The organism is Akkermansia massiliensis (assembly GCF_023516715.1).
GTDB lineage: Bacteria > Verrucomicrobiota > Verrucomicrobiia > Verrucomicrobiales > Akkermansiaceae > Akkermansia > Akkermansia massiliensis.
Map to the genome: position 1 here is coordinate 185,849 of NZ_JAMGSI010000002.1, position 23,864 is coordinate 209,712.

20 protein-coding genes are annotated in these 23,864 nt (G+C 53.9%); 9 read left to right on the forward strand and 11 right to left on the reverse strand.

Annotated elements, in window-relative coordinates:
• Window positions 1-273 precede the first annotated feature (273 nt).
• Window positions 274-4,341: an autotransporter family protein gene (locus M8N44_RS08515; RefSeq protein WP_102728671.1), complete on the forward strand. Its 4,068-nt coding sequence runs from the start codon at window positions 274-276 to the stop codon at window positions 4,339-4,341.
• Between the two features lie 69 nt (window positions 4,342-4,410).
• A complete protein-coding gene (locus M8N44_RS08520) occupies window positions 4,411-4,830 on the forward strand; it encodes a hypothetical protein (protein ID WP_022398177.1) in 420 nt (139 codons plus the stop codon).
• 245 nt (window positions 4,831-5,075) lie between these two features.
• Here the strand turns inward: M8N44_RS08520 and ilvD are convergent, their stop codons facing one another.
• Complete coding sequence (ilvD, locus tag M8N44_RS08525) at window positions 5,076-6,752, reverse strand: dihydroxy-acid dehydratase (RefSeq protein WP_022398178.1); 1,677 nt, start codon at window positions 6,750-6,752, stop codon at window positions 5,076-5,078.
• 216 nt (window positions 6,753-6,968) lie between these two features.
• Here ilvD and M8N44_RS08530 point away from each other — a divergent pair, with 216 nt between their 5' ends.
• Window positions 6,969-7,673 (forward strand): response regulator transcription factor, encoded by a 705-nt coding sequence (locus M8N44_RS08530; RefSeq protein WP_022398179.1) that lies wholly within the window; start codon window positions 6,969-6,971, stop codon window positions 7,671-7,673.
• A gap of 12 nt (window positions 7,674-7,685) precedes the next feature.
• Window positions 7,686-8,915 carry a sensor histidine kinase gene (locus M8N44_RS08535; protein ID WP_102721231.1) on the forward strand — a complete coding sequence of 410 codons (1,230 nt, stop codon included), beginning with the start codon at window positions 7,686-7,688 and terminating at the stop codon, window positions 8,913-8,915.
• Window positions 8,916-9,002: 87 nt separating this feature from the next.
• On the opposite strand, the gene M8N44_RS08540 is transcribed toward M8N44_RS08535, so the two are convergent.
• The 3 genes from M8N44_RS08540 to M8N44_RS08550 all read right to left on the reverse strand — a co-directional run bounded on the left by M8N44_RS08540 (window position 9,003) and on the right by M8N44_RS08550 (window position 11,486).
• Window positions 9,003-9,698 carry a hypothetical protein gene (locus M8N44_RS08540; protein ID WP_102728670.1) on the reverse strand — a complete coding sequence of 232 codons (696 nt, stop codon included), beginning with the start codon at window positions 9,696-9,698 and terminating at the stop codon, window positions 9,003-9,005.
• Between the two features lie 6 nt (window positions 9,699-9,704).
• Entirely contained in the window at window positions 9,705-10,175 is a 471-nt protein-coding gene (locus M8N44_RS08545) for a hypothetical protein (RefSeq protein WP_146019180.1), read from the reverse strand.
• A 243-nt stretch (window positions 10,176-10,418) separates the two neighbouring features.
• Window positions 10,419-11,486: a hypothetical protein gene (locus M8N44_RS08550; RefSeq protein WP_215833319.1), complete on the reverse strand. Its 1,068-nt coding sequence runs from the start codon at window positions 11,484-11,486 to the stop codon at window positions 10,419-10,421.
• Here M8N44_RS08550 and M8N44_RS08555 point away from each other — a divergent pair.
• Window positions 11,457-12,155 (forward strand): hypothetical protein, encoded by a 699-nt coding sequence (locus M8N44_RS08555; RefSeq protein ID WP_215833318.1) that lies wholly within the window; start codon window positions 11,457-11,459, stop codon window positions 12,153-12,155. The two genes, M8N44_RS08550 and M8N44_RS08555, sit on opposite strands and share 30 nt — an antisense overlap.
• A 58-nt stretch (window positions 12,156-12,213) precedes the next feature.
• On the opposite strand, the gene M8N44_RS08560 is transcribed toward M8N44_RS08555, so the two are convergent.
• The 5 genes from M8N44_RS08560 to M8N44_RS08575 form a co-directional block, all read right to left on the reverse strand.
• Window positions 12,214-13,020: a hypothetical protein gene (locus M8N44_RS08560; RefSeq protein WP_102728668.1), complete on the reverse strand. Its 807-nt coding sequence runs from the start codon at window positions 13,018-13,020 to the stop codon at window positions 12,214-12,216.
• A 39-nt stretch (window positions 13,021-13,059) separates the two neighbouring features.
• A complete protein-coding gene (locus M8N44_RS08565; protein WP_146021150.1) occupies window positions 13,060-14,007 on the reverse strand; it encodes a hypothetical protein in 948 nt (315 codons plus the stop codon).
• Between the two features lie 903 nt (window positions 14,008-14,910).
• Window positions 14,911-15,015: a hypothetical protein gene (locus tag M8N44_RS14060; RefSeq protein ID WP_012420149.1), complete on the reverse strand. Its 105-nt coding sequence runs from the start codon at window positions 15,013-15,015 to the stop codon at window positions 14,911-14,913.
• Window positions 15,016-15,056: 41 nt separating this feature from the next.
• Complete coding sequence (gene hisG, locus M8N44_RS08570; RefSeq protein WP_022398184.1) at window positions 15,057-15,932, reverse strand: ATP phosphoribosyltransferase; 876 nt, start codon at window positions 15,930-15,932, stop codon at window positions 15,057-15,059.
• A gap of 65 nt (window positions 15,933-15,997) precedes the next feature.
• Complete coding sequence (locus M8N44_RS08575; protein ID WP_102728666.1) at window positions 15,998-17,281, reverse strand: aminopeptidase P N-terminal domain-containing protein; 1,284 nt, start codon at window positions 17,279-17,281, stop codon at window positions 15,998-16,000.
• Window positions 17,282-17,399: 118 nt separating this feature from the next.
• Between M8N44_RS08575 and M8N44_RS08580 the strand changes: the two genes are divergently transcribed.
• Both M8N44_RS08580 and M8N44_RS08585 read left to right on the forward strand, forming a co-directional pair.
• Window positions 17,400-18,101 carry a DUF3313 domain-containing protein gene (locus tag M8N44_RS08580; protein WP_146017925.1) on the forward strand — a complete coding sequence of 234 codons (702 nt, stop codon included), beginning with the start codon at window positions 17,400-17,402 and terminating at the stop codon, window positions 18,099-18,101.
• A gap of 81 nt (window positions 18,102-18,182) precedes the next feature.
• Complete coding sequence (locus M8N44_RS08585) at window positions 18,183-18,917, forward strand: DUF3313 domain-containing protein (RefSeq protein WP_102726533.1); 735 nt, start codon at window positions 18,183-18,185, stop codon at window positions 18,915-18,917.
• Here the strand turns inward: M8N44_RS08585 and lgt are convergent.
• Together lgt and M8N44_RS08595 are read right to left on the reverse strand one after the other, a co-directional pair.
• Complete coding sequence (gene lgt / locus M8N44_RS08590) at window positions 18,914-19,972, reverse strand: prolipoprotein diacylglyceryl transferase (protein ID WP_022398188.1); 1,059 nt, start codon at window positions 19,970-19,972, stop codon at window positions 18,914-18,916. The two genes, M8N44_RS08585 and lgt, sit on opposite strands and share 4 nt — an antisense overlap.
• A gap of 11 nt (window positions 19,973-19,983) precedes the next feature.
• Complete coding sequence (locus tag M8N44_RS08595) at window positions 19,984-21,063, reverse strand: M42 family metallopeptidase (RefSeq protein ID WP_022398189.1); 1,080 nt, start codon at window positions 21,061-21,063, stop codon at window positions 19,984-19,986.
• Window positions 21,064-21,257: 194 nt separating this feature from the next.
• Here M8N44_RS08595 and mul2A point away from each other — a divergent pair, with 194 nt between their 5' ends.
• Together mul2A and mul2B are read left to right on the forward strand one after the other, a co-directional pair.
• Entirely contained in the window at window positions 21,258-21,971 is a 714-nt protein-coding gene (mul2A, locus tag M8N44_RS08600; protein WP_022398190.1) for an Amuc_1102 family pilus-like protein, read from the forward strand.
• A gap of 51 nt (window positions 21,972-22,022) precedes the next feature.
• A complete protein-coding gene (mul2B, locus tag M8N44_RS08605; RefSeq protein WP_022398191.1) occupies window positions 22,023-23,861 on the forward strand; it encodes an Amuc_1101 family PilM-like pilus complex protein in 1,839 nt (612 codons plus the stop codon).
• Window positions 23,862-23,864 lie beyond the last annotated feature (3 nt).

A 23,864-nucleotide genomic window follows, 5' to 3' on the forward strand; every position in this document is an offset into this window, starting at 1 on the left:
ATTGTTAATCCTGTTAGCAAGAAAAAAATTACAATATTTTCATCTATTAATCCCTTTTAACGGCCAATTTCTTATGTACAAATAAAAATCTATTTGTTAGATAAGCCGTGGATTCAATCTTCCGCCGCACAACGCGCCGTTCATGCGCCGGAGGCGGGAAAACGGACGGAATATATTCAGACGCACAGGATTAACAATCCTGTACATAGAAATTCAGCAGGGAAAAGGCACCCATTTCCACTTTTCTTTAAATTAATCTGAATATAACAAATCATGAATCTTCGTTTACCCCTCCCGCTGCGCCGGGCTCTGCTGGCAGCCATGTGCGTCCTTGGAAGCCAGGCCTTCGCCGCCGAATATACAGCTTCCACCCTGGAAGAATTCCAGGCCGCCTGGAACCAGATGGCCAATGGAGACACGCTGAACATTACCGGCTCCATCGATTTTGAAGGAATAGAATTGAGCGCATTGCCCGCAGACGCTGCCATCGTCCTCAAATCAGACGGGCATGGAAAAATCTCCAACTTCAACTACAAGGACATGTCCGCCGTGGAGATGCAGGATCTAAATGTGGACGGTGAAGGAACCGTCCGCGTGGGCAGCATGACGGAAGGAATGCTCAGCGGGCGGAGCGACGCCGGAAACACCCTTTCCATAGAAGACGGCTCCACCCTGGACGGCACATGGCTTGTCCTGGAAAACAACAAGCTGGTGGCGGGAGACGGAGCCATTCTCAACCGGAACGACGTCGTCACCAGCCACGCCACCTCCATAGAAACCAGACTGGACCCAGAAACAGGGGCCTTTATCTCCACGGTGGTCACTATCACACCGGGAGAAATTGCCATGGAGCTGGGAAAAGACGTCCAAATCAATGAAATGGATTTATCCATGAATGACGGAGTCCGCGGCCAAATTGTCTCCCATGGAGATATTGCCCTGGCTGATTCCACCCTCGTCTCCACAGGCGCCGTCAACACCACGTCCGTTTACGAAAACGAAGAGTCCGGCACTCTGATCGGCCAGTCGGAATCCGTGGGCGCCCGCGGAGGAATTGACTTCAGCGCGGGAGCCGTGACGATGACGGATACCGATCTGAGCACCGCAGGCGATGGAGACCGGTTCACGGGCGGCGAAATACTGCTGGGAAACAACAGCATCCTGAAAGCCACGGACCGGGCGGAAATTACGACGGGAGCCCTCGTCCTTTCCCATGGCATTACCAGAAAAGATGAAGACGGGGCCTACCTGCCGGGAACCAGCACGGAAGAATCCATGGGGCTGTATGGCGACATCGCCATCGGCAGCGGCAGCTCCATTGAAAATTATGACATGGACGCGAAAGGCTCCATCTTCATCGGAGAAGGGGCAAAGCTGGCATCCGTCACGCTGGATGCCGTATCCGTGGAACTGAATTCCTTCTCCATGGCTGAAGGGGAAGACGGAACCCGTACCGTCCGCATAACCACCGCAGTAGGAGACCAGGCCACCGTTTCCATCGGGGCCAATTCCACGCTGGACGACGTGGATATCTATGCGGAAGGCGGAGACATCTACATCGGCAGCAATACTGAAATCACCGGGGACAACGACCTTTCCGGCAGCCAGATGGCCGATATCTGGGCCGGGGATACGGTGGGAGCCATTGACGACGAAGGCGCCTCCTCCCGCGGAACCATCTCCTTTGAAGGAACGCTCAAGCAGAACGCGGACGGCGACTATGTGCTGGCCTCCGGCGAATACACGGAAGGAACTTATGGCGGGAACGTAGTCATTGGCGACAACGCTACGCTGACCATGACCACCGTAGCCGCGGAAAACACCATCATACTAGGGGACAACGTGACCTATCAGGGAACGGAAGAAGCGTCCGTCTACCACATGAGCGCCTTCAGCGATGCGGATAACAGCCTCGTCCACGCCAGCATCATTGACACGGATGAAAACGGAGACATCCTCAACGGAACCGTTACCGTTACGGAACGTGAAAACAAAATCACCACGGGCCGCAGCAACACGTTCATGAACAGCAAGGCCCCGGGCAGGTCCGCCGCCATGGATATTTCCAGAGGGGGCGCCCTCTACGCGCACGGAGACATTCTCATTGGAGAAAACAACCGCTTCATCGGCAATACGGCCGCCGGGTCCGGCGGAGCCGTCTTCGCCCAGAACAACATTGCCGAGGCCATCACCTATGAAAACGGGGAACGCACCTCCAAACTGACCACGGAAGTGCTGGATATCACGGTAGGGAACGGTTCCGTCTTCTCCGGCAACACGGCCGGGGCCAACGGCGGAGCCATCGCCTCCGAGCTGACGACCAATCTTGCAATGCAGGAGGGCGATAATGTGGACGACTTATTTGAAAATGAAGGCGCCAATATCTGGATAGGCAAAAATGTCACCTTCACGGACAACACCGCCGCCGGACTGGGAGGGGCCATCCATCTGATGGAAGACCGTCTTCTTCTGATTGGCTCCGGAGCCTTCTTTGACGGCAATATGGCCGGGGAAGAAGCCAACGACATTTTCGCCGAAGACGGCTCCGTCATCCTGGTGGACTCCGCCGCGGACGATGTCACCATCATCAACAGCGGGATTTCCGACGCGGACTACTACTCCCTTGACGGCGGTCCGTGGACGCGCGGTTCCGCCACGCTGGTGCAGACGGGCAGCGGCGACCTGCTCTACGGCGGCCGGGACACGGAAGACAACGGATTCGGAGGAACATTCATCCAGGATTCCGGAGCCGGTTCCCTGATCGTGGGCCATCTGGATGACACCATGGTCTTGGAAAGCGCGCAACTGGGCGTTAAAGACCTGACGGACTATGAAATCAACGGAGGAGGAGTTATTCTGACGGAGGATTCCACCCTGGCCGGCGACACGCTGGAACTCAACGGAAACGCCGTGATTGAAATGGGCGAGGGCTCTTCCCTCCTCCTCAATGGCATCACGTTCAACGGCCATTCCTCCATCAAGCTCTGGAATGCCGGTGAAACGGGCGACGGAAGGGACCTCACCCACACCGCAGCCGGAACTTCTTCCGTGGGCAACATCACCATCACCGGAGCCGATGTCAGCGAACTGCCCCTGTTCAACTCCGCCTTTGTCTCCACTAACGCCGCACTTCATGAAGACGGAACCATCCGGTTGACGCAGAACATGCACGGAGTAGCCGCCCCCATGCAGGGATATTCCGGAAACGTCTCCGGCGCGGCAGCCGGCATGGAACAGGCCCGGACGGGAGTCCGGGACGGTTCAGCCGCACACAGGTTCTTTGAAACCCTCCTGGGAACCTCCAGCGCGGACGCGGCGGCAGCCATGATTCAATCCGTCAGCGGTGAAACCGTGGTCAACGCGGCGTGGGCCTCCAATGACGCCCTCAAGGGCTTTGCCGCCCTGGGCAGGACGCAGGGAGCCATTTCCGCCGCACAGGGGCTGAACGCTCCGGCGGCGAAGCCGATCCAGTCCGCAGACGCGAAGGGCTCCCCCATCGCCATGGCGCCGGTGGCCTCAGGCCGCGGCTCCGTATGGGTGGGCGGACTGGGTTCCTGGACGAACCAGAGCGCACGGAGCGGCATCGACGGCTACAAATACGACGCAGGCGGCTATGCCGTGGGCGCGGACTGCAAGCTCTCCTCCTCCGCCCTGGCTGGGGTAGCCATCGGCCAGTCCTACGGAACCTTCCAGGACAAGGGAGGGTTGTCCAGCTATGACGCGGACTCCTTCATGGCCATGCTTTACGGCCGCTACACGCCCGCAGGGGCTTCCAAGCTGGCCCTGGACGGTTATGCCGCCTTCGGCACCACGTCCTTTGACGGAAAGGCCCGCATGGCGGACACCTCCGCCAGCGGGAAATTTGATTCCGACTCCTTCGGAGCCGCCGTCTATGCCACTTGGACGGAACAGCTCCGCAGCAAACTGGTCATCGCGCCGTTTGCCGGGCTGGAATTCATGACCGGGAAGACGGACAGCTTCTCCGAACACGGAGACCTGGCCCGGACCTTCAGCGGAGCACGCGCCCAGAACTGGACGCTGCCCGTAGGCGTCACTCTCTCCCGCACCTATGCGGCAGGCGCCAAAACCACGCTGACGCCCAGCGTGACGGTTGCCGTGGCGCAGGACCTCAGCCGCCTCAACCCCAAGGGAACCGTCAGCAGTGAGCTGGGAACCTGGACGGCGCGCGGCGTTAACGTAGGCCGCACCGCCCTGCGCGTCAACGCAGGGGTAAGCGCCGCCTTCGGCAGCAGATGGGGAGCCCGCATCGGGTACTCCCTGGAAAGCAGGGCCGGGCTGACGGCCCAGGGAATCAACGGCTCCGTCAGTTACTCATTCTAACGGGCGTTCCTATTCCAGTCTCCCCGGTTCCCCACGGGACCGGGGAGGCAATCCTCAACCCTTCTCTTCATGCCTTCTTCAACAATAATCCGCCCCATCCTGACGCTGGGCTGTGCGGTCCTGCTGGCCTCCTGCGGCGGCAGCTCCGGCAAATCGGACTCCTCCGGAGTCCAGCCCCCGCAAACACTGGAAACAGGCTCCGTCATCAGCATGACGGACGGCCATGGAGTCTCCTACAAAATCATCTCCCCCACTACGCTGGAAACGGGGAACGGCCGCTTTTCCGGAACGTACTCCTATGCGCCGGGTCCGGCTTCCGCCCGGTTCTCCATGACGCTGACTGACGGAGGGGAACATCCCTCCACCATCACCAGCTCCGGAGAAATGACCTTTACTTCCGCAACGGAGGGCTACTACTCGGCAACCAAATATGAATCCACCGTTCTCTCCCCGGAAGGAATGGGCGGCCCCTTCAAAATCTCCAAATAGAAAAATTTCCCGGGAAAGTATGAATTGTTGATTAGGAACCGCTTCCTGTTGAGGGAAGCGGTTCCGCTTTAACCGGACAGACCTTTTATGGCGGTCGCCTCCGGCATGAATGTACCGGCGTCCGCTCATTCCTGCCGGGCAGGCTAATCCGGCCATACCGCTTGCCAGCCGCCTGTGAACCGGAGGCAGGCATAAAAAAACCGCTTTCCCACCAGGGAAAGCGGCTGCCATTTAAAAGGGAGCCATTATTCCCCGCGCCGGAGAACGGCGCCATTGCTGGCATTCGTGGCGAGGTGGCGGTAACGGCTCAGCCAGGAGGAGGAAACCTTGTTGTACGTGGGCTGCCACTCCGCACGGCGGCGTGCAATCTCATCCTCGCTCAAATGGGCGTTCAGCGTACGGTCCGGAATGGAATACTCAATAATATCCCCGTTCCGCAACAGGCCGATCAGGCCGCCTTCCGCCGCTTCCGGGGAAATATGGCCGATGCAGGCTCCGTGGGTGGCTCCGGAAAAACGGCCGTCCGTGATAAGCGCCACTTCCGCGCCAAGGCCCTGCCCCATGATATAGGACGTGGGGGCCAGCATCTCCTGCATGCCGGGGCCGCCCTTGGGTCCCTCATTGCGGATGACGACCACATCGCCGGACTTCACCTTCCCGGCAAGGATGCCTTCGCAGGCTTCCTCCTGGGACTCGAAAATCACGGCGGGTCCGCGGAAGCTCATCATGTCCGGATGCACGCCGGCCTTCTTCACTACGGCGCCTTCCTGGGCCAGGTTGCCGAACAGGATCGCCAGGCCGCCGTCACGGGAATAAGCCTTTTCCAGCGGATGGATTACCGTTTCATCCGTAATGCCGCATCCTTCAACCGTTTCACCCAGCGTCTTTCCGCTCACGGTCATGGAATCCAGGTGGAGAGCCCCGGGAATCCTGGCGATCTCATGAATGATGGCGCTCACGCCGCCGGCGCGCAGGACATCCTGCATGTGGAAGCGGGAAGAGGGGGCCACCTTGCAGATATTCGGGGTGCGTTTGGAAATGTCATTGATGCGCTGGAGGTCATACTCCACGCCGGCTTCCCGGGCGATAGCCAGCGTATGAAGCACGGTATTGGAGCTGCCGCCCATCGCCATATCGATCGCAAAGGCATTGTCGATGGCGTCACGGTTCACGATGTCGCGCGGCAGGGGACCGTCCGCCTTCGCCATCTCCACGGCGCGGCGCGCGGTCTGCTTCCAGAACTCCTTGCGTTCCTCGGAAGTAGCCAGCAGGGAACCGTTGCCGGGAAGGGCCAGGCCGATTACCTCGCTCAGGCAATTCATGGAATTGGCCGTAAACATGCCGGAACAGGAACCGGCGCCGGGGCAGGCGCGGCATTCCAGGGAATGGAGTTCCTCCGCATTGATTTTGCCTGCCTTGAAGCGGGCGACGGCCTCAAACACGCTGTTCAGGTCCAGTACGGTGCCGTCCTCCGCCATGCCGGCGGCCATCGGGCCGCCGCTGCAGAAAATAGTGGGAATATTGCAGCGCAGGGCGCCCATGATCATGCCGGGAACAATCTTGTCGCAATTCGGAATGCAGATCATGGCGTCAAACGCGTGGGCGCTCAGCATCGTCTCCACGCTGTCCGCGATCAACTCACGGCTGGCCAGGGAAAACTTCATGCCGCCGTGGCCCATGGCAATGCCGTCACAAACGCCGGGCAGGTTGAACTCCACGGGAGTTCCTCCGGCCTTGCGCACTTCCTCCTTGATGAGGGCGGCTACCTTGTTCAGGTGGACATGGCCCGGAATCACCTCATTAAAGGAATTGCAAATGGCAATGAAAGGACGGCTTAAATCCTCATCCGTCATCCCCGTGGCACGCATCAGACTGCGGTGCGGCGCACGCTCGAACCCTGCTTTAACTCTATCGCTTCGCATAACAATATAACTGTTGCGGCACAAGTGTATCACATGACGCAGGGAAGAGAAGTTGAATCTAGGCCAGTCTTGCAAAACGGAAACGCCTCCGTTACAGTCTGTTTGCATAAGGAAAGACTTTAGCTGTCCGGAACACCCTTCCGGACGGGGAAATGTGAACGAATCGTCACATCTAATATCGGGACACCGCCCCTTCCTTCATCGTAAAAAACAGCCATGGCAACCATTCTTATCGCTGAAGACGATCACGCCATCTCAGACCTCGTGGCCTACAACCTGGAACGCGCAGGCCACACGCCCCTGGCGGCCTATGACGGCCTGACCGCGCTGGAAGTGGCGCGCAGGGACAGGCCGGAACTGATTCTGCTGGACCAGATGATGCCGGGCATGGACGGCCACGGCGTACTGAGAGAGCTGCGCCGGGACAGCCGCACGCAGAACATTCCCGTCATCTTCCTGACCGCCAAGGCCCAGGCGGAAGACCGCATCCAGGGACTGGAGCTGGGAGCGGACGACTATGTGACCAAGCCATTCAGCCCCAAGGAACTCGTGCTGCGCGTAGGCAGCGTGCTGAAACGGTGCGAACACACGCCGGGCAGCGTCATCGCGGAATACGGGCCCTTCACGTTTGACAAAAACGCCCTCAAATTCTACATCGACAAGGAGGAAGTGGACCTGACGGCCACGGAATTCAAGCTCATGATCTACATGATTGAACGGGAAGGCCAGACCCTGAACCGCAACGACCTGCTCAGCTGCGTGTGGGGATACAGCCACCAGGCCCAGAGCCGCACGCTGGACACGCACATGAAACGGCTGCGCCAGAAACTGGCACCCTATGCGGACTGCATTGAAACCGTCCGCAGCATCGGCTACCGCTTTACCCTGCCGGGGCGGCGTCCCCCGGAGGAAGAGGTCTAACGCTCCGGTTCCATGTCGGCCATCGACTACATCCTCATCATCCTTGTTCTGGCCTCCCTGTACCTGAACTGGCACCTGGTCCAGGTATGCCGGTCCGCCATGAAAGCCCGGAAAAAGGCCTTGCGGGACGCCCAACGCCTGCTGAAACGCGGAGAGGAAGCCCAGGAACAGGCCATCGTGGACAAACGGCGCTTTCTGGAAGCTCTGGGTGAGGCCTTCCTGCTCATCGGTCCCGCCGGGCACATCGTGCTGGCCAATACGCTGGCCAAAGAACTCTTTCAGGAAGAAAGGCTGGAAGGACGCAAAGTGGGAGCCCTGGTGTGCAACCAGGAACTGCTGGGGCATGTTCAGGAAGCCTTTGACACGGATGGCCCCGTCACCAAGGAATTTACGCTGAGCGCCGCCAACTCCCCCGGCGGAGTGCAAAACGGCATCACGGCGTGGCACCTGGACAGCGCCATCACGGACACCCCGATCAAGGAAAAACGCATCCTGCTGCGCAACGTCACGCAAAACTACCTCACCAACCAGATGCGCCGGGACTTCGTGGCGAACGCCTCCCACGAGCTGCGCACCCCGCTCACCATCATCGTGGGATATCTGGAAAACCTGATGGAAGACAATCTGATGGAGGAAAGCCCCGGACTGGCGCGCAAATTCATCGGCGTCATGCACCAGAACAGCCAGCGGCTCATGAACATCATTGAAGACATGCTCATGATCTCCAAGCTGGAATCAGGCCACAAGGCCATCCTGAAGGAACAATGGTTCCACCTCACCTCCTGCGTAGATGATGTCTTCTCCCGCCTGGACTCCATCCGGGAGAAAAAACAGGCCGCCCTGCACATGAACATTCCGCCGGACTGGGAACTCTACGGGGACCCCTTCTACTGGACGCAGGTTCTGTTCAACCTGGTGGAAAACGCTCTCAAGCAAAACACGGAACCGGGCCTTTCCGTCACTGTGGCCGCGGCCAGAACACCGGAAGCCTGCGTGATCACCGTCACGGACACGGGCGTAGGCATCCCCGCGGAAAGCCTTCCCTTCCTCTTTAACCGCTTCTACCGGGTGGAAACCCACCACTCCTCGGAAATCAAGGGAACGGGCCTGGGCCTTTCCATCGTCAAACGCGCCGTGGAGGCTCACGACGGCGCCATCACCGTCTCCAGCACTCCCCACCGGGAAACCGTCTTCACCATCACCATTCCTCTGAAACGGTTCCGGGAAGAAAAGGAGGCATAAGATTCCGATGCGGCACAGCCTGATATGATTGCTGTTGAATCCGGGAGAAAAAACAGACTCTCCAACCCGGCGGAATTGCTTCACGGTTCACGGAATGGGCGCGTGTTGCAGTTCCACTCTTTCTACACCAGGAGACAATTGAATTTTCTTTAACTGATGCTTCTTTTCATACTCTTTCATATAATCGGAAACATCAAAATTGACGATTAATTCCTCGTCATCTTTTTTCAAACTCACCCTCTCCAAAAACTTCTTATGGAAAATCCAGGTTTCCTTTCGGGTGATTTTATAACCCGGATACTTTTTTTCCAAATATTGCTCTTGCTGTTTCTGTACTTCTTCACGGGTGACAGCCTTTTTTAATACAATAGGCTTGCGTAAGGAAATCCCTTCCGGGAAATCCATCGGTTTCACGGATTTTAAGAATTTAGAGTTAGACTTCTTATTTTGTTTCTTAACTTTATCCATATACTCCGAGATGTTAAAATACAATGAAACTTTTGCGCTTCCTTCCTTCTCCCGGCATTCCAATTCAAGTACAGTATCTTGTCCTAAAATATAAATCATCGTATCTCCTATCTCATAAGAAGGAAGATGTTGTGATACATAATTCCGGCAATATTCATCAAGTTCTTTTCTTGATTTAACTCCTTTTACAGAAATGGGATTGGTCATTTCATAACCAATTCCCTCCAGTACAGAAATATTGCTTTCGACGGCATTTGAATCTGCAATGCCTGCAAAACAAAAAATCCAAGCATTAAATAGCATTAAATATTTCATAATTATTTACTGATGTTCTTTACATTGTTCCTTCAATTCTTTTTCCAAGCCACTAAGAATTTTTCTTTTAGCATTTAAAACGGCCGCTTTAGCACTTCTTACTCCAGCCGTCCCAACTTGATAATAGTCTATACCGTTATCCATCAAGTTATTCTGTTGTTTCAATTTCCATGCAGTAACAGGTTTATGATGGTGAAGAAATCTGTAAGCGTACACTAAATGGACATTTGCAAAAAATTTCCCATTTGAATTAATAAATGCCAACAATGAAATTGTATCCACTCTCACCGAAACGACAGATCCTAATTTTTCTTCCAGTAAATCTTTTGCAGCACTCTCCCAATCAATCTCCAATTCATCCTGGGAACCTGCTATGTTGGGAACCTCCGAACCAATAGGAGTGGTAAAAAACATGATACCTACTAATTCCACTCTACAAGGGTTGGTTGCATTCTTGGCAGGACCTACAGATAACATACTCAATACGAGTAAACTTGCCACCAGGTGTCATTTCATCAAAGCATATGATAGAGCAAAAAATAGATAATCCAAGAAAAAACCACTATACCTGGCAACATAAAATTAACAATAATTACATAGATACTTCTCTTCATCTACCAGACTATTGACCGTATAAGTTTGAATAATCTCAAACCATGTTGATCACCAACCAGTCCAGAAAAGACGATTATTCTATGTAGATAGAAAGAATCACGCTATTCAATATCCAGCCTGAGTCTCCGCATAACGAACCAGCGCTTTTTTGTCTCCCAGATGCTCGGCTACTTTCAGACCTATTTCCGCCATCTTCTTCCGTACGGAAGCTTTGTCTACTTCCTTCAACCATACCGTCAGGAAGGTATCGGCCCGGGCCGACAATTGCTTGTCTTTCCATAAATCAAGCACCTGCCCATAAAACCCTAGAAACTGCAATGCCGTTTTTTCATGACTCAAGAGCGAAGGAAGCGCCTTTTCCAGCACAGCGCAGGTTTGTACCCTCACCTTCCGGTCGATTTTGTTCTCTTGGTAAAATTTCAGCCAGTTTTTGAAAAAGATTCTCTTGGTTTTCACCCCATAAGGCAACTTTCCAGCCATATCCGGAATATCTTTCCGGGCTAAAGCACAGAAATTGCGCATATACGCGTCTACAGAATCCCATGATTCATTTTGCGCCAGCAATCTTGGATAAACGGCATAGCCATTCGCCTTTTTCCAATCAAGCCCCAGTTCATTCTTCATGAAATACTCCCACAGAGTGGGATTTCCGGGAAAAGCCTCCTTGAATTGTTCCAGCAAAGCCAATTTATCTTTCTCCGCCAGGCGGACATTCCTTCTCATCAAGGCCTGCCATGCGGGATAATTGGAGGCATTCCGTCTTAATGCCTCTTTCAGCAGTGCTTCCGCCTTCTGTGGATCGGCAGCCAGCAGGGATAAATAATAACAGAGATTGGATGCAGCGGCATCCTTCCCCTTCCAAAAACGGGGGAGCTCTGTAATCGTGGAAACGGAACCTTTCCACGGTCCTCCGGACCCGCCTTCCGACCATATCCAGCCATAAATGTTATTTCCTATCTTCCATTCTCCGTCTGCCCCCTTCCACACAAAGGCGCAATGCCCTGGCTGGCCGATCGTGTAGGAAGGAATCCCCTTCGCCTTCACAAACCCGGCCGCCCCTTTGGAAACGGCGCCGCACACACCCCCATACTCCACGTAAATTTGCAAAGAAATAGGTTTATGATCGTAGAACGCTCCACCGGCATGCACGCTGATTCCCTGCTTATTCTTCATCCGGTAGGGGATCAGACCGCAACAGGCATACCCTGCGTTCCCCGCCTTGATCTTCTTTTTGCCAGCCAGGTAATCCTGTGCCCAGGCAAGCTCCTCAATACTTTCCCTGCCCCGGAAAAGAATGCCGAATTCCCACGGTTCCAGCGTAATGAACTGCGGAAAAAGTTTTTTCTCCGCAAAAGACTTTTTGTAAAAATCATACCGGGCTTCGCATGCCTCCGGCTCCCGGGACGTAGAAATCAACGCCGCACCCAATGCCATGTTGAGGCCAACTCCGGAAAGCTCTTTCCCTTCCTTCACCCAGATATTCCGCAATACAGCCAGCGTATTCTTTCCCGAGGCCTTGGCAAACGCCAGTTTTTCAAACACCTCCGGGTGATTCAGCAACCATTGCACAAATTCCTTGTCCTTCAATTCATGAAGGATGTAAGTCCTTTCCTTCCCCACCAACGCAAAAAAATGGGCCATGTAGCAAGCCTGCGCCACCTCCCGGTCCTTCAACAGAGATTCCACGGAAAACGTTTTTTCCGCCTCCAATTTCTTTTGAACATATTGCCGGCACAGCCCGGCAATATTCCGCACATCCCCTCCTTCCACCTGCCATGCCAGGCGCTGATGGGACAAATCTCCAGCAACAACCGCTGGCAAGAAGAACAAATAGAGGAATAAGAGTTTAAACATAAATAGGCTAAATAAGAAAACTATCTATGAGGATATTTTTTACCAATTATTTTCTGCGCTTGGGAAAACCCTTGTACAAGTAGGAAGCTTGAGGAACTCGTCCAATTGTCCTATCCAATAAATCAGGAATTTCATCATCACCATATCCCGCCAATTTAAGATATCTTTTCACCTGTACAGCTTTAGTCGGATAAAATTGGACTAACATTCCTACAAAATCCTCTTCCATATTATTGATGATTGAATTCAATTTTCTTTGTCTCCCAATTCTAACATTCATGTAATTACAATATTTTGTAAATCTATCTCTATCCTGCCTAAGATCCATGTTATATAAATATAAAAATCTATTATATTTATATGTATAAAGAAAAAGAGGATTCAATTCTTGTCGAAATTGATTCAATATTATGGATGAATATAACAGAAACAATTCTCTCATCACAAGTGCCTCGTCATGAAGTTTTGTTCCGTTAGATTTTCTAATTTCTTTCGGAAAAAATGATAAAATCATTTTTTCCTTCACTTCATAATCAAGATCAGAATTTTCGCATAGCCATTCTCCGTTACCTTCTACAGTGTCATCAATAAAGGGAACTGCGGCAACCAAATAAAAAAGCCACATCCCTTTTTGCAAATCATTTTTTATATCAGGCAGTATTTTATTAGCTTGTTCATAAAATTTAAAAATATCCCCCTGCAGGGCTGATTTTTCAGCGTTTGATAGTAGGAGATATAATTTTTCATTAGTTTCATGAAGGAGAGGTTTTTTTAAAGAACTATCAAATATTTTGGCCTCGCTTACAGTCGAAAAAACTAAAATAAAACATGATAATATATATATTACTTTCATAACAGATTGTTTGACTAACTGAATTATTATACTTACAGATCAATCATCTCTCGTTCCTGTATCTATATGAATGGCGTCCCCTCCTGTACTTCTTTCAACAGAACATCCAAATTTACAAATTTTAACTTTGAAATTTTTCAACCCATCTATACGATTCCCATCATAACTTTCATCAAATGTTTGAATATACACTACATCATCGATTAAACAACAATCTTTCCCATTGACAACAGTGTAAAACCCGCAACGCCAAAAATAAAATAATGGCAATGGAAGATTTTGGAATAATAATATTGAATTTTCCCGATGTTCCTTCGGTGGATATACTCCAATTAAATCACTCATATGTCCATTATACTCATCAATTCGTTGTGGATTTGGATTAGGCATATGAGGAGCCAATCCTTCAGGAAGATCCTCAGGTTTATCCAATGATCTTTCTATAAAGTTTATATTTGAAAAGCTCACCGTCCGCGGCTGAAAGACTAAAGCTAAATGAGTGGAAGCCCCAACTTCATTCACTTTCCCATCACGGGGACCATCAGGACTCCGTTCAGAAAGATTTATCCCTTCTATTTTGTTTGGTACCAGAACATTAAATTTTTTTGGCTTGGGCTTATCGTCCAAATTAGTTTTAACTTCCACACTTACCTCTCCTTTGATAACAGGATCCTTTTTAGCCGTTAAAACAGCTTTAAATTTATCCTTTTCATTAATTGTTAGTATTGCCCATTTTTCACTTTGTTCGGAAAGTTTCCATTCTATCTCATCCTTATTAACAAGAGAAAGTAATTTTCCCTCCAACTCTAAATCCGCTTCTTCTCCAATTCCAATATCTTCTCGTTTTTGATCTTCCTCTCTATCCAGATCAAAGATCATACATTCAGCAGAATACTTGCGTGTCTTCGAACTGATATATAAATCCCTCCCTTCGTCCTCTAAATCTCCATCTTCTGCAAACCCTAAAGAAAATGCTCCAATTGCCATGAAGAAAAAATTTCCCCACATGAATAACTGTCCTGACCGTTTCATAGAAGTATAGGTTGTAATACGTATACAAAAAAATCAGAATTCAGGCAAAAAGTCAATGATTTTAGAATAAAATTGAGACAATATTGGATTCGCCAGGAATATGGGGACGAGAAAAAGGAGATTACCTTAGGCTGAAGAATATGATGCCCACATTAAGCAATCCGCAAAACCCCATCTCAATCCGCTTGATTACGATATTGATAAGCTCAATTCTAAATAAATTGACAGCATGACAGAGAGCGTTTGGCAGTTCATTGAATCTCTCCTATATTTCTCCAACAAAGCATTACAATTTCTTTTCCTAAAATGATTTGCTACGTTTAAACTCCTAAATTAGACCAGATAACTCTATTTTCATTTGTTTAAAGAAAAAGAAAAGATTTGTTCTTTACTGAACTCTATTACTTTCTTTAGATGTTTGCGTTTATGTTAGGAGTTGCTCAAAGTGAACTAGACTTTCTCCGAATTTCCCATGCTCAGTTCCACATCTAATCTTTCACTTCGGAACGATATAATCTGACAGCAATCGTGCGAAGGGGAATGGAGTGCGGGGGATGAGCGGAAAACCTTCTTTTACGGATTGGGAGGGAGACGACACCAGCATCGCTTCATCATCTTGACCTGTCCTTTTATTCCCTTATGCAGAGCACCATCAACCCGCATCACAAAACAATGGAATAAAGACACATGCTGTCTTTTTCTCTTCACTAAAGATATTGTTTTTGTGTTGGAAAGTTTCCTTTTAGCCAACGCTGATTCCATTGAAAAGAAAAACGGCGTCCTTCCGCTGGACGGAGGACGCCGGGATTTTCCGGAAATCGGATAGACTGCCAGTTTGAGCAGCGAAGCGCACAAACCTTAGGACTTGTAACGCAAACGCTTCTTGTGACGGTTCTGACGCATGCGCTTGCTGCGCTTATGCTTGTTGATTTTTGCTTTACGGCGTTTTTTGAGCGATCCCATGATTGTGGTTCGTTTGTTGTTTTACTGTGGTGAGAAAAAAGTTAATAGACCAGCTTGTTGAGCGGGTATTCAATGATGCCTTCCGCGCCGAGGGCCTTGAGCTGCGGAATGATATCCCGGACGACGGATTCGTCAATGACCGTTTCCACGGCCAGCCAGCCTTCTTCCGCCAGGTGGGAGATGGTGGGGCGGCGCAGGGACGGCAGGGCTTCCACGAGACCATTGAGGGAAGCGGCGGGGAGGTTCATTTTCAGACCCACTTTCCGGCGGGCTTCCAGAGCGCCCCTGAGCATCATGACCAGGCTTTCCAGCTTCTGCTTTTTCCATTCGTCCTGCATCGTTTCCCGGTTCGCGATGAACTGGGGATAGGAGGTCATCAAGGTGTCCACGATGCGGAGCTTGTTGGCCTTGATGGAGCTGCCCGTTTCCGTGATGTCCACAATGGCGTCCACCAGCTCCGGCACTTTCACTTCCGTAGCGCCCCAGGAGAATTCCACATGGGCCTTGATGCCCTTTTCCTGAAGCCAGCGTTCCGTGATGCCCACGCCTTCCGTGGCGATGCGCTTGCCCTGCAGGTCTTCCGCACAGGTGATAGGGGAGTTTTCCGGAACCACCAGCACCCAGCGGGTGGGCTTGGAAGTGGCCTTGGAGTATTGAAGGTCCGTCAGCACTTCCACGTCCGCGCGGTTTTCATAAATCCAGTCGCGTCCGGTGATGCCGCAGTCGATGAAACCGTCATTGACGTAACGGCCGATTTCCTGGGCGCGGATCAGGAAGAGTTCCAGATCGTCGTCGTCACAGGTCGGGCGGTACCCGCGGCTGGACACGTATACATTGTAGCCGGCCTTGCGGAACAATTCCACGGTGGAGTCCTGCAAACTGCCTTTGGGAAGTGCTATTTTGAGTTTCTTCGACATGATGGGACGGGAATGAAAACCCACGCGGGCCTCATTGTCAAGTTTAGAACCGAATCCGGCCCATTTTACCGGGCCATGAGCCGTTCAATGTCATCAGGCAGCAGCGGCACGTCCCCCAACAGGTCAATGTTTTCCTTTTCCCCGATCAGGATGTCGTTTTCCAGGCGGATGCCGATGCCTTCCTCCGCTATGTAGATGCCCGGCTCAATGGTGAAGACCATGCCCGGCAGCACGACGGGGTTGGTTTCCCCCACGTCGTGCACGTCCAGCCCCAGGAAGTGGGAGCAGCCGTGCATGTAGTATTTCCGCACGATGGGAGGATCGGACGGTTTTTCCGCCACCTGCGCGGGCGTGACAAGCCCCAGCTTGACGAGTTCTCCGGCAGCGAAGACGCGCACCAGGCGCTCATATTCCGATTTCAAGATGCCGGGCCTCAGGATGCTTTTGGCATAGGTCATCATGTTCAGCACGCTTTCATACACGGCGCGCTGGCGTGGGGTGAATTTTCCGTTCACGGGAACGGTGCGGGTCATGTCGGAGTTGTAGTTTCCGTATTCCGTGCCTATGTCCATGAGCACCAGGCCGCCGTCCTCGCACCTCTTGTCGTTCTGGATGTAGTGCAGCACGCAGGTGTCCTTTCCGGAGGCAATGATAGGAAGGAAGGAGAATTTGCGCGGCCCCCGGCTGATGAATTCGTTAGCCAGAAAGCCCTCGATCTGCCATTCCCCCACCCCCGGCCTGATGAACCGGAGCAGCGCCCGGAAGCCTTCATTGGTAATGTCACAAGCCTTCCTGAGCGCCTTGATTTCCTCCGGCTTTTTGATCTGGCGCATCTCCGCCATGATTTCATAAACGTTTTTCAGAACCGCATCCGGGAATTTTTCCTTCAGTTCCTTGGTCATGCGGGCATTGCGCGTTTCCACCGGGCAGGTGCAGCGCGGATGCTGGTTGGCTTCCACAAAGACCATGGTGGCGACCGGAACCAGGGTATCCAGCAGCGTATCATATTCATTGGTCCAACGCACGTCCCGGATGCCGCTCAATTCCCTCGCCTGATCCTGCGTGAGACGGGCTCCTTCCCAGATGGCGATCTGTTCATTCGTTTCACGCAACAGCAGGATTTCATCCCAGCCGTCCTCCCGGATGGTCATGATGAGGACGGTTTCCTCCTGGTCAATCCCGGTGAGGTAAAAGAGGTTGGCATTCTGGTGCAGGGCGAAGGTGCCGTCCGCATTCGTGGGGAACACGTCGTTGGCATGCAGGATCAGCATACTGCCGGCGGGCAGGCGGGAAGCCAGTTCCGCACGATTGCCGGCAAAAAAGGAGGAAGGTAGCGGCTCGTATCTCATACCGACAGCATGCCCCGCTTTTCCAGCTTGTCAATCATGCATCCGGACACAAAACGGCCTTCCTGCGGTTCATATTAAGTTCTTGCGGCCCGGCATTCTTTTGTTCATTCTGGGCTTTATGCTTTTCCGTGCTGTTTTTTCCGCCGCAGCTATTCTTTTCACGGGCGTTTCCTGCTCCGCCGGTCCTTACCGGCCCGTTTCCCCGCTCATTACTCATGCTGCGGAGCTGAAGGAGGCGCGCGGCAGCCTCGGCGGCGTCTGGTGCCATCCCTCCGCCGGGCAATTCCTCTGGAAACAGCAAAGGCGGCAGTACGTTTACATCGCCCCCGTGGAAATCAGCTCCATCCGGCAGCAGTTCCCGGAGGCTTCCCCCTACCTGGCGCGCGAATTCCGGGATTCCCTGCAAAAGGAGGTTCGCCTCTTGATTGACCGCAATAATGAGAAGCCCGGCAATCATGTCCGCTGGGTGCTGAGCGACCGCCCGCGCACGCCCGGCGTGAAGGTTTCCCTGGCGATCGTCCAATTAAAGCCCACGGACGTTGGGGGAAAAGTCGTGGCCCTGGGCGTGGGAATCGTCTCGCCGATTCCGGGCGTTTCCTTCATTATCAATCATTTCGCCTCTGGAGCGGTAGGGATTGAAGGCAACATCGTTTCCCTGGACAACGGGACGATCTTGAAGGAATTTTACGGGCGCAACAGGGATCCCATCAATATTTTTTCCTGCAACAGTTTTGAGGAGTTCGCCTGCGACAAGTACAACCTGGACCGTTTTGCCCGGCAGATTGCGGAAATTCTGGAGGAGGACCCTTCCCATTCCTGATTTCCCCCCGGCGGGGAAAACTCTTGATGACAATCGGGTCATGACTCGAACACCGGACATGCGGGCGCCGTCTTATCCTGCATGTACGGTGCTATTTCACGGCTCCTGCTGGCGCTGGGAACGGGATTGGTTTTTTCCTGTTCCAGTTCCCAGCACATGCCCGTTTCCCCCTTGATTACCCATCCTCTTCATGCGGATTCCAAACAGAGCTGCTTCCAGGGCGTCTGGTACAACCCCACAGAGCAGGCCATCTGGAATTCCCCGCGCCTGAAGGTGTATGTGGCCCCCATCAATATTGATTATATCAAGGCCAGATTCCCGAAGGAGGCCCCGGCCCTGGCGGAACAGTTCAGGACGGAGCTTCAGAAAGATATCCGCAGGGTGCTGGAGAATAAATCCAAACAGACCGGAGGAAGGATCAAGTGGCAGCTGGTTGACCGCCCCGCACCGGGCGGCGTGACTCTTTACATCGCCATGGTCAAGCTGAAGCCTACGGACGTAGGCGGCAATATCATGTCCGACCTGGTTTCCCTGGCGTCCCCCCTTCCGGGCACTTCCCTGATCCTCGGCAATTTCATGAGCGGGGACGTAGGCATTGAAGGGCGCCTGTCAGACATGCGCACGGGCACCAGCATCATGGAGTTCAAGGCCTACAATACGGACCCCATCACGCTGTTTTCCGTGAAGGAGTTCGAGCGCTTCGCCTTTGACCAGCAGAATTTGCAGCTTTTCGCCAGCGGAATTTCCGCCATTTTCAAGGGCGGACCTTCCAGTTATATTCCCAAGACGGGGGAAGTTGACCTGGACCCGTTTTAAGCGGCTTTTCCGGCTGATTCCTCCTTGTTCTTTTTTTCAGGATCATAGAAGGTGCATTCCTGCACCGTCTGCCTGGTTTTAAAGGCATAGACGAAGAAGGCGACGCCCACCAGCACGAGGAAGACGGAGAGGAACTGCCCGCGGGTCAATCCCATGGAGAAGGGGGAGTCCGGTTCCCGGTATTCCTCGCAAACGATTCTCCCGACAGCATAGAGAATGGCAAAGATGCCGCAGAACACGCCATTCCAGGCACGCGGGAATTTCACCCGGATGAACCACAGAACGGCAAAGAGAAGCACTCCTTCCGCAAATGCTTCATACAACTGGGAAGGATAGCGCGCATGGTCCTGCATCATCTGCCCCACGATTTCCTTGATGGCGGGCGTATCCCTCACCCGGTCGGTCACCCAGGCGGCAGTCATGCGGTCCGGCACGGTTATTCCGGAGAGGGAAAGCTTGTCCAGCAATCCGGGCGTTTCATAGATGCGGGAGGCCACGCGGACGAACAAGTCCGGGTCCTGGGACAGTTCCGCCGGAAAGATCATTCCCTGGGCGGATCCGGGCGATACAATGCGCCCGTACAGTTCCCCATTGATGAAGTTGGCCATGCGCCCGAAGAAGAGCCCTACGGGGGCCACAATGGCCAGCCCGTCCAGCAGGGCCACCCACTTGACGCGGTGCTTCCACGCGTAGTAGAACGTGTACAGCCCCACGCCGATCATTCCTCCGTGGCTGGCCATGCCCCCTTCCCATACCCGCAGGGCCATGAGCGGGTCCGCCAGGAACTGGGACCAGCCGTGGTTGGGTATCTGGTAAAAGAGCACGTATCCCAGCCGTCCGCCGATCAGGACGCCGAAGATCGCCACATAGGTGACAAAGTCCGCCAGCCTGTCCTGCGGAATGGGATACAGCTTCCGGCGGGACAGCCAGGAGAGCAGAAAGTATCCGCCGATGAAACCCATCAGGTAGGCCACGCCATACCAGCGCAGGGCAATGGAGTCCGTCACCTGCCAGATGACGGGGTCCAGGTCGTGTACGTAAGCGGTCAAATTCATGGGCGTTCCTTTCAGGGCAGATAATGGGTAAGGGCTTCCACGGCTTCACGGTCCAGGGCGCGCACCAGCGCCACCGTCAGTTCCACCGCCGCGCGGTAGTCCCGCAGGTCCAGCACGCCGTTATGGGCATGAATGTACCGGGTGGGTATTCCCAGCACGATCGTGGGAACTCCCCTGCCGGAGAGATGAAGGGCCGCCGCATCCGTTCCACCGGAACGGCGCACCGTCAGCTGGAAGGGGATGCCTGCATCCGCCGCCGTTTTCTCGGCCAGGGCGGCCAGACGGGGATTGGTGATGGCCGTAGGGTCAAACAACCTGATCTGCACGCCGCCGCCCAGGGCACCCTGGGAATCCGCCACGGTAAAACCGGGGGTATCGTCCGCGGGGGGGCCTTCCAGCACGATCACGCAATCCGGGCGCATGGCGACTCCGGCCGTCTTCGCGCCACGCGTCCCCACTTCCTCCTGCACCGTGGCGGCGGCAATCAGTGTATTGGGGTGTCCTTCCCGGCACAATGTCTTGAAGGCCTCTATCATCACGGAAAGGCCGGCACGGTTGTCAAAGGCCTTGCCCATGACCCGGAACGGATTTTCCAGAGGCGAGAATGCCGCGTCCGGCACCACGGGATCACCCAGATGAATGCCGAATTCATTTTTCACCTGTTCCGCGCTTTCAGCGCCCACGTCCACAAACAGGGCTTCCATGCTCATGACGCTGTTGCGCTGGCCTTCCGGCAGAAAATGGGGAGGCTTGGAACCGATCACCCCCTGAACGCTGCGGCCTGAACGCGTTTTCACCAGAACACGCTGGCTCAACAGGGTATGCGGCCACCAGCCGCCTATCCCCACCAGTTGAAGAAAGCCGTTTGCCGTGATGTTCTGTACCAGGAACCCGATTTCATCCATGTGGGCGGCCAGCATCACGCGGGGGCCTGAATCGCCATTGGTGCAGAACAGGCTTCCCGAACCGTCGGAGGAAAATTCCCCGCATCCTTCAAGTTCCTGCGCCACAAGGTTCCGTACTTCATCCTCATGCCCTGAAATACCGTGGGCTTCTGAAAACTTTTTCAGCAGATCCGAATCAATCGCCATGGGCCGAGCATGTGAAAACACCCCTTCCAGGTCAAGCCCGCAGCCATGCCGCATGATTTTTTCTTGACCGCACGGGGGGAACCTCCGGATTGAGCCTCATCCTGCGCAACACCCGTTACATGGAAAGAAACAAGAGATTTTTGCTAGCCACAGTTCGGTTTTTGGTGTAACTAATCAGGGAATCGAATTGTGCTATGAAATCCATCCTTAACACTATCACGGCCATGCTGGCTGCGGTGCTTTTCATTCCTGCGGCATCGGCGCAAACCACCAGCAATCCCAGAATGCAGGTGAAGGTCACGTTGGAAAAGCTGTCCCTGTACATGCGCCAGTCCCCCAATGTCATGACCCAGGACGACCCCCGGCCGCTCCCGAAGCCGAAGAGATGGGCGGATTTTGAAATGCCCTTCAAGGTGGAAGCCGCTCCCGTGCCCAAGTCCGGCTACATTGATTCCCTGACGTTCAAATTCTATATTGCCGTAGTCAACCCGGACCGTGCCCGCCAGTACCTGAAACTGTACAAGGAAGTAAAATACGTCAATGTTCCGGTAGGGGAAGCCACGTATGCCTCCGTCTATCTCTCCCCTTCTTCCGTCAAGCGCATCACCGGTTCGGAAGGCGGCAGGGGCAAGTGGGTGAAGTACCAGGGCGTGGTGGTGGAATACAATGGCAAAATCGTCGCCACTTATTCCTCCGAACGCGGCAAGATGGAAAAATGGTGGACCATCCAGTCCCCCAGCATCGTGGAAACCTCCTATTATCCCCTCCTGAACAAGGATGAAACGCCCTTCTCCGTGTACTGGTATGACCGTTATCCGGAAATCATGAGGCCCAACAGCCAGCAGGCGGCTCCCAGCCCGGCCCCGTTCGGCACGCCCACGGAAGCTCCGGCTGCGGACGGCGAATAAAGCCCCATCAACATTTTTCTCATCTCATTTTTTATTTAACAGAAATCACCCATGGCTAATTCACGACAAATCGTCGCATTAAACGTAGGTTCCCAGAGAGTTTCAATGGGCGTCTTTTCCAAGACCTCCAAAGACGCCCTTATCCTGGACCGCTATGCTACGCGCCTCGTAGTGCTGGACCCGTCGGCGGAAGGCTTGCGCCTGACGAAAATAGGGGAGGCAATCGCCGACCTCGTCCAGGAACTCAATGTCAAAGGCAGCGTTGCCAACTATTCCGTTTCCGGGCAATCCGTTTTCATCCGCTTCGTCAAGCTTCCGGCCCTGGACGATACCGATGTGGAACAGCTCATCCGCTTTGAAGCCCAGCAGCACGTCCCCTTCCCGCTGGATGAAGTGGTGTGGGACTACCACCTCCTCCCCGCCAAGGGCCTGGAACGGGAAGCCGTCCTTGTAGCCATCAAGGCGGAAGATCTGGATTCCCTTAATGACGAAATCGTCTCCCACAACCTTTCCACCGGCAAGGTGGACTGCGCGCTGACCTCCCTGTACAACGCGTATGTGGACAGCTACCCGGATGAAAAAGAGCCGGTGATGCTCATCGACATCGGCGCCAAGTCCACGGACCTGATTTACAGCGAACAGGGCCGCTTCTTCACCCGCAGCATTTCCGCGGGCGGCATCTTCGTCACTTCCGCCATCGCCCGGGAATTCAACGTTCCCTTCATGGAGGCGGAACGCCTGAAGACCACCAGCGGCCTCGTTTCCATGAGCAACGGACAGACGGAGGGGCTGGATCCCGCCACGGCCAACCTGGCTACCGTCATCCGCACGGCCATGACCAGGCTGGCTTCCGAAATCCAGCGCACCACCAACCATTACCGCGCCCAGATGAACGGAAGCGCTCCCGTGAAGGCCTACCTGTGCGGCGGCGGCGCGTCCCTGCCCTACACCAAGGAATTCCTGGAAGACAAGCTGGGCATTCCGATTTCCTTCTTCAACCCCATGCACAACGTGGGCGTGGGTTCCGGCGTGGACGTGAACACCATCTCCCGTGAAGCCTTTATCCTGGGCGGCCTGATCGGCACCGCCGTCAACGCCATCGGCAGGGCTTCCCTCAACATTGACCTGGAACCCACGGCAATTGCCAAAAAGCGCGCCAACCAGAAGAAGATGCCCGCCATCATCGCCGGAGCCGCCATCGCCGTTCTCGGCGCCGCAGCCTATGCCGTCACCGGATATATGGGCGTGCAGAAGGCGGAGGAAACCCTCGCCGGCGTGCACCCCACCGTCACCTCCATCAAGTCGGAGCAATCCGCCCTGCGCCAGAAGGAACAGGAGCTGAAAAAACTGGACGCCACCCTGGCCTCCTACCAACAGCTCACACTACAGCGCTACGGATATGCGGACATCATCAAGCACCTGCTGGAACAGTCGGAACACAAGGATTATCCCTACTGGTTCACGGACTTCGAACCGCTGGCCCACTTCAATCCGGAGGATACCACCCAGATCACAGGCTACTCCGTTATCAAGGATTCCTTCACGTCGGATAAAAACACGTCCCTGGTGGACGACATCAGGATGGAATCCTCCGCGAACACCTCCAGTGAAGATGAACCGTCCGTTTACAGCGTTAACGCCGTGCGCCTGACCGGGTTTGTCCGGCGCAGTCTGGGCGGCCAGAGAATCATCCAGGACCTTCAGGCAAAAATAGACGGGAACAAGGAATCCCTGTTCACCTTCAAGCCCGGAGACGTAAAGCTGGAAGCCCGCCAGATCATGGAGCTGGGAGCCAAGGACGCCAAGGTAGACGCAGCGGCAGGGGCCTTTGTCCCCTTCAAGCTGGTGCTTCCGTTAAAAACTCCCATTCCCGTGAACTTTAACAAATAAGAT

Coding starts and splice junctions, on each gene's coding strand:
- M8N44_RS08515 (WP_102728671.1), top strand. CDS start 274: ATGAATCTTCGTTTACCCCTCCCGCTGCGCCGGGCTCTGCTGGCAGCC.
- M8N44_RS08520 (WP_022398177.1), top strand. CDS start 4,411: ATGCCTTCTTCAACAATAATCCGCCCCATCCTGACGCTGGGCTGTGCG.
- ilvD (WP_022398178.1), bottom strand. CDS start 6,752: ATGCGAAGCGATAGAGTTAAAGCAGGGTTCGAGCGTGCGCCGCACCGC.
- M8N44_RS08530 (WP_022398179.1), top strand. CDS start 6,969: ATGGCAACCATTCTTATCGCTGAAGACGATCACGCCATCTCAGACCTC.
- M8N44_RS08535 (WP_102721231.1), top strand. CDS start 7,686: ATGTCGGCCATCGACTACATCCTCATCATCCTTGTTCTGGCCTCCCTG.
- M8N44_RS08540 (WP_102728670.1), bottom strand. CDS start 9,698: ATGAAATATTTAATGCTATTTAATGCTTGGATTTTTTGTTTTGCAGGC.
- M8N44_RS08545 (WP_146019180.1), bottom strand. CDS start 10,175: ATGTTATCTGTAGGTCCTGCCAAGAATGCAACCAACCCTTGTAGAGTG.
- M8N44_RS08555 (WP_215833318.1), top strand. CDS start 11,457: ATGCACGCTGATTCCCTGCTTATTCTTCATCCGGTAGGGGATCAGACC.
- M8N44_RS08550 (WP_215833319.1), bottom strand. CDS start 11,486: ATGAAGAATAAGCAGGGAATCAGCGTGCATGCCGGTGGAGCGTTCTAC.
- M8N44_RS08560 (WP_102728668.1), bottom strand. CDS start 13,020: ATGAAAGTAATATATATATTATCATGTTTTATTTTAGTTTTTTCGACT.
- M8N44_RS08565 (WP_146021150.1), bottom strand. CDS start 14,007: ATGGCAATTGGAGCATTTTCTTTAGGGTTTGCAGAAGATGGAGATTTA.
- M8N44_RS14060 (WP_012420149.1), bottom strand. CDS start 15,015: ATGGGATCGCTCAAAAAACGCCGTAAAGCAAAAATCAACAAGCATAAG.
- hisG (WP_022398184.1), bottom strand. CDS start 15,932: ATGTCGAAGAAACTCAAAATAGCACTTCCCAAAGGCAGTTTGCAGGAC.
- M8N44_RS08575 (WP_102728666.1), bottom strand. CDS start 17,281: ATGAGATACGAGCCGCTACCTTCCTCCTTTTTTGCCGGCAATCGTGCG.
- M8N44_RS08580 (WP_146017925.1), top strand. CDS start 17,400: ATGCTTTTCCGTGCTGTTTTTTCCGCCGCAGCTATTCTTTTCACGGGC.
- M8N44_RS08585 (WP_102726533.1), top strand. CDS start 18,183: ATGTACGGTGCTATTTCACGGCTCCTGCTGGCGCTGGGAACGGGATTG.
- lgt (WP_022398188.1), bottom strand. CDS start 19,972: ATGAATTTGACCGCTTACGTACACGACCTGGACCCCGTCATCTGGCAG.
- M8N44_RS08595 (WP_022398189.1), bottom strand. CDS start 21,063: ATGGCGATTGATTCGGATCTGCTGAAAAAGTTTTCAGAAGCCCACGGT.
- mul2A (WP_022398190.1), top strand. CDS start 21,258: ATGAAATCCATCCTTAACACTATCACGGCCATGCTGGCTGCGGTGCTT.
- mul2B (WP_022398191.1), top strand. CDS start 22,023: ATGGCTAATTCACGACAAATCGTCGCATTAAACGTAGGTTCCCAGAGA.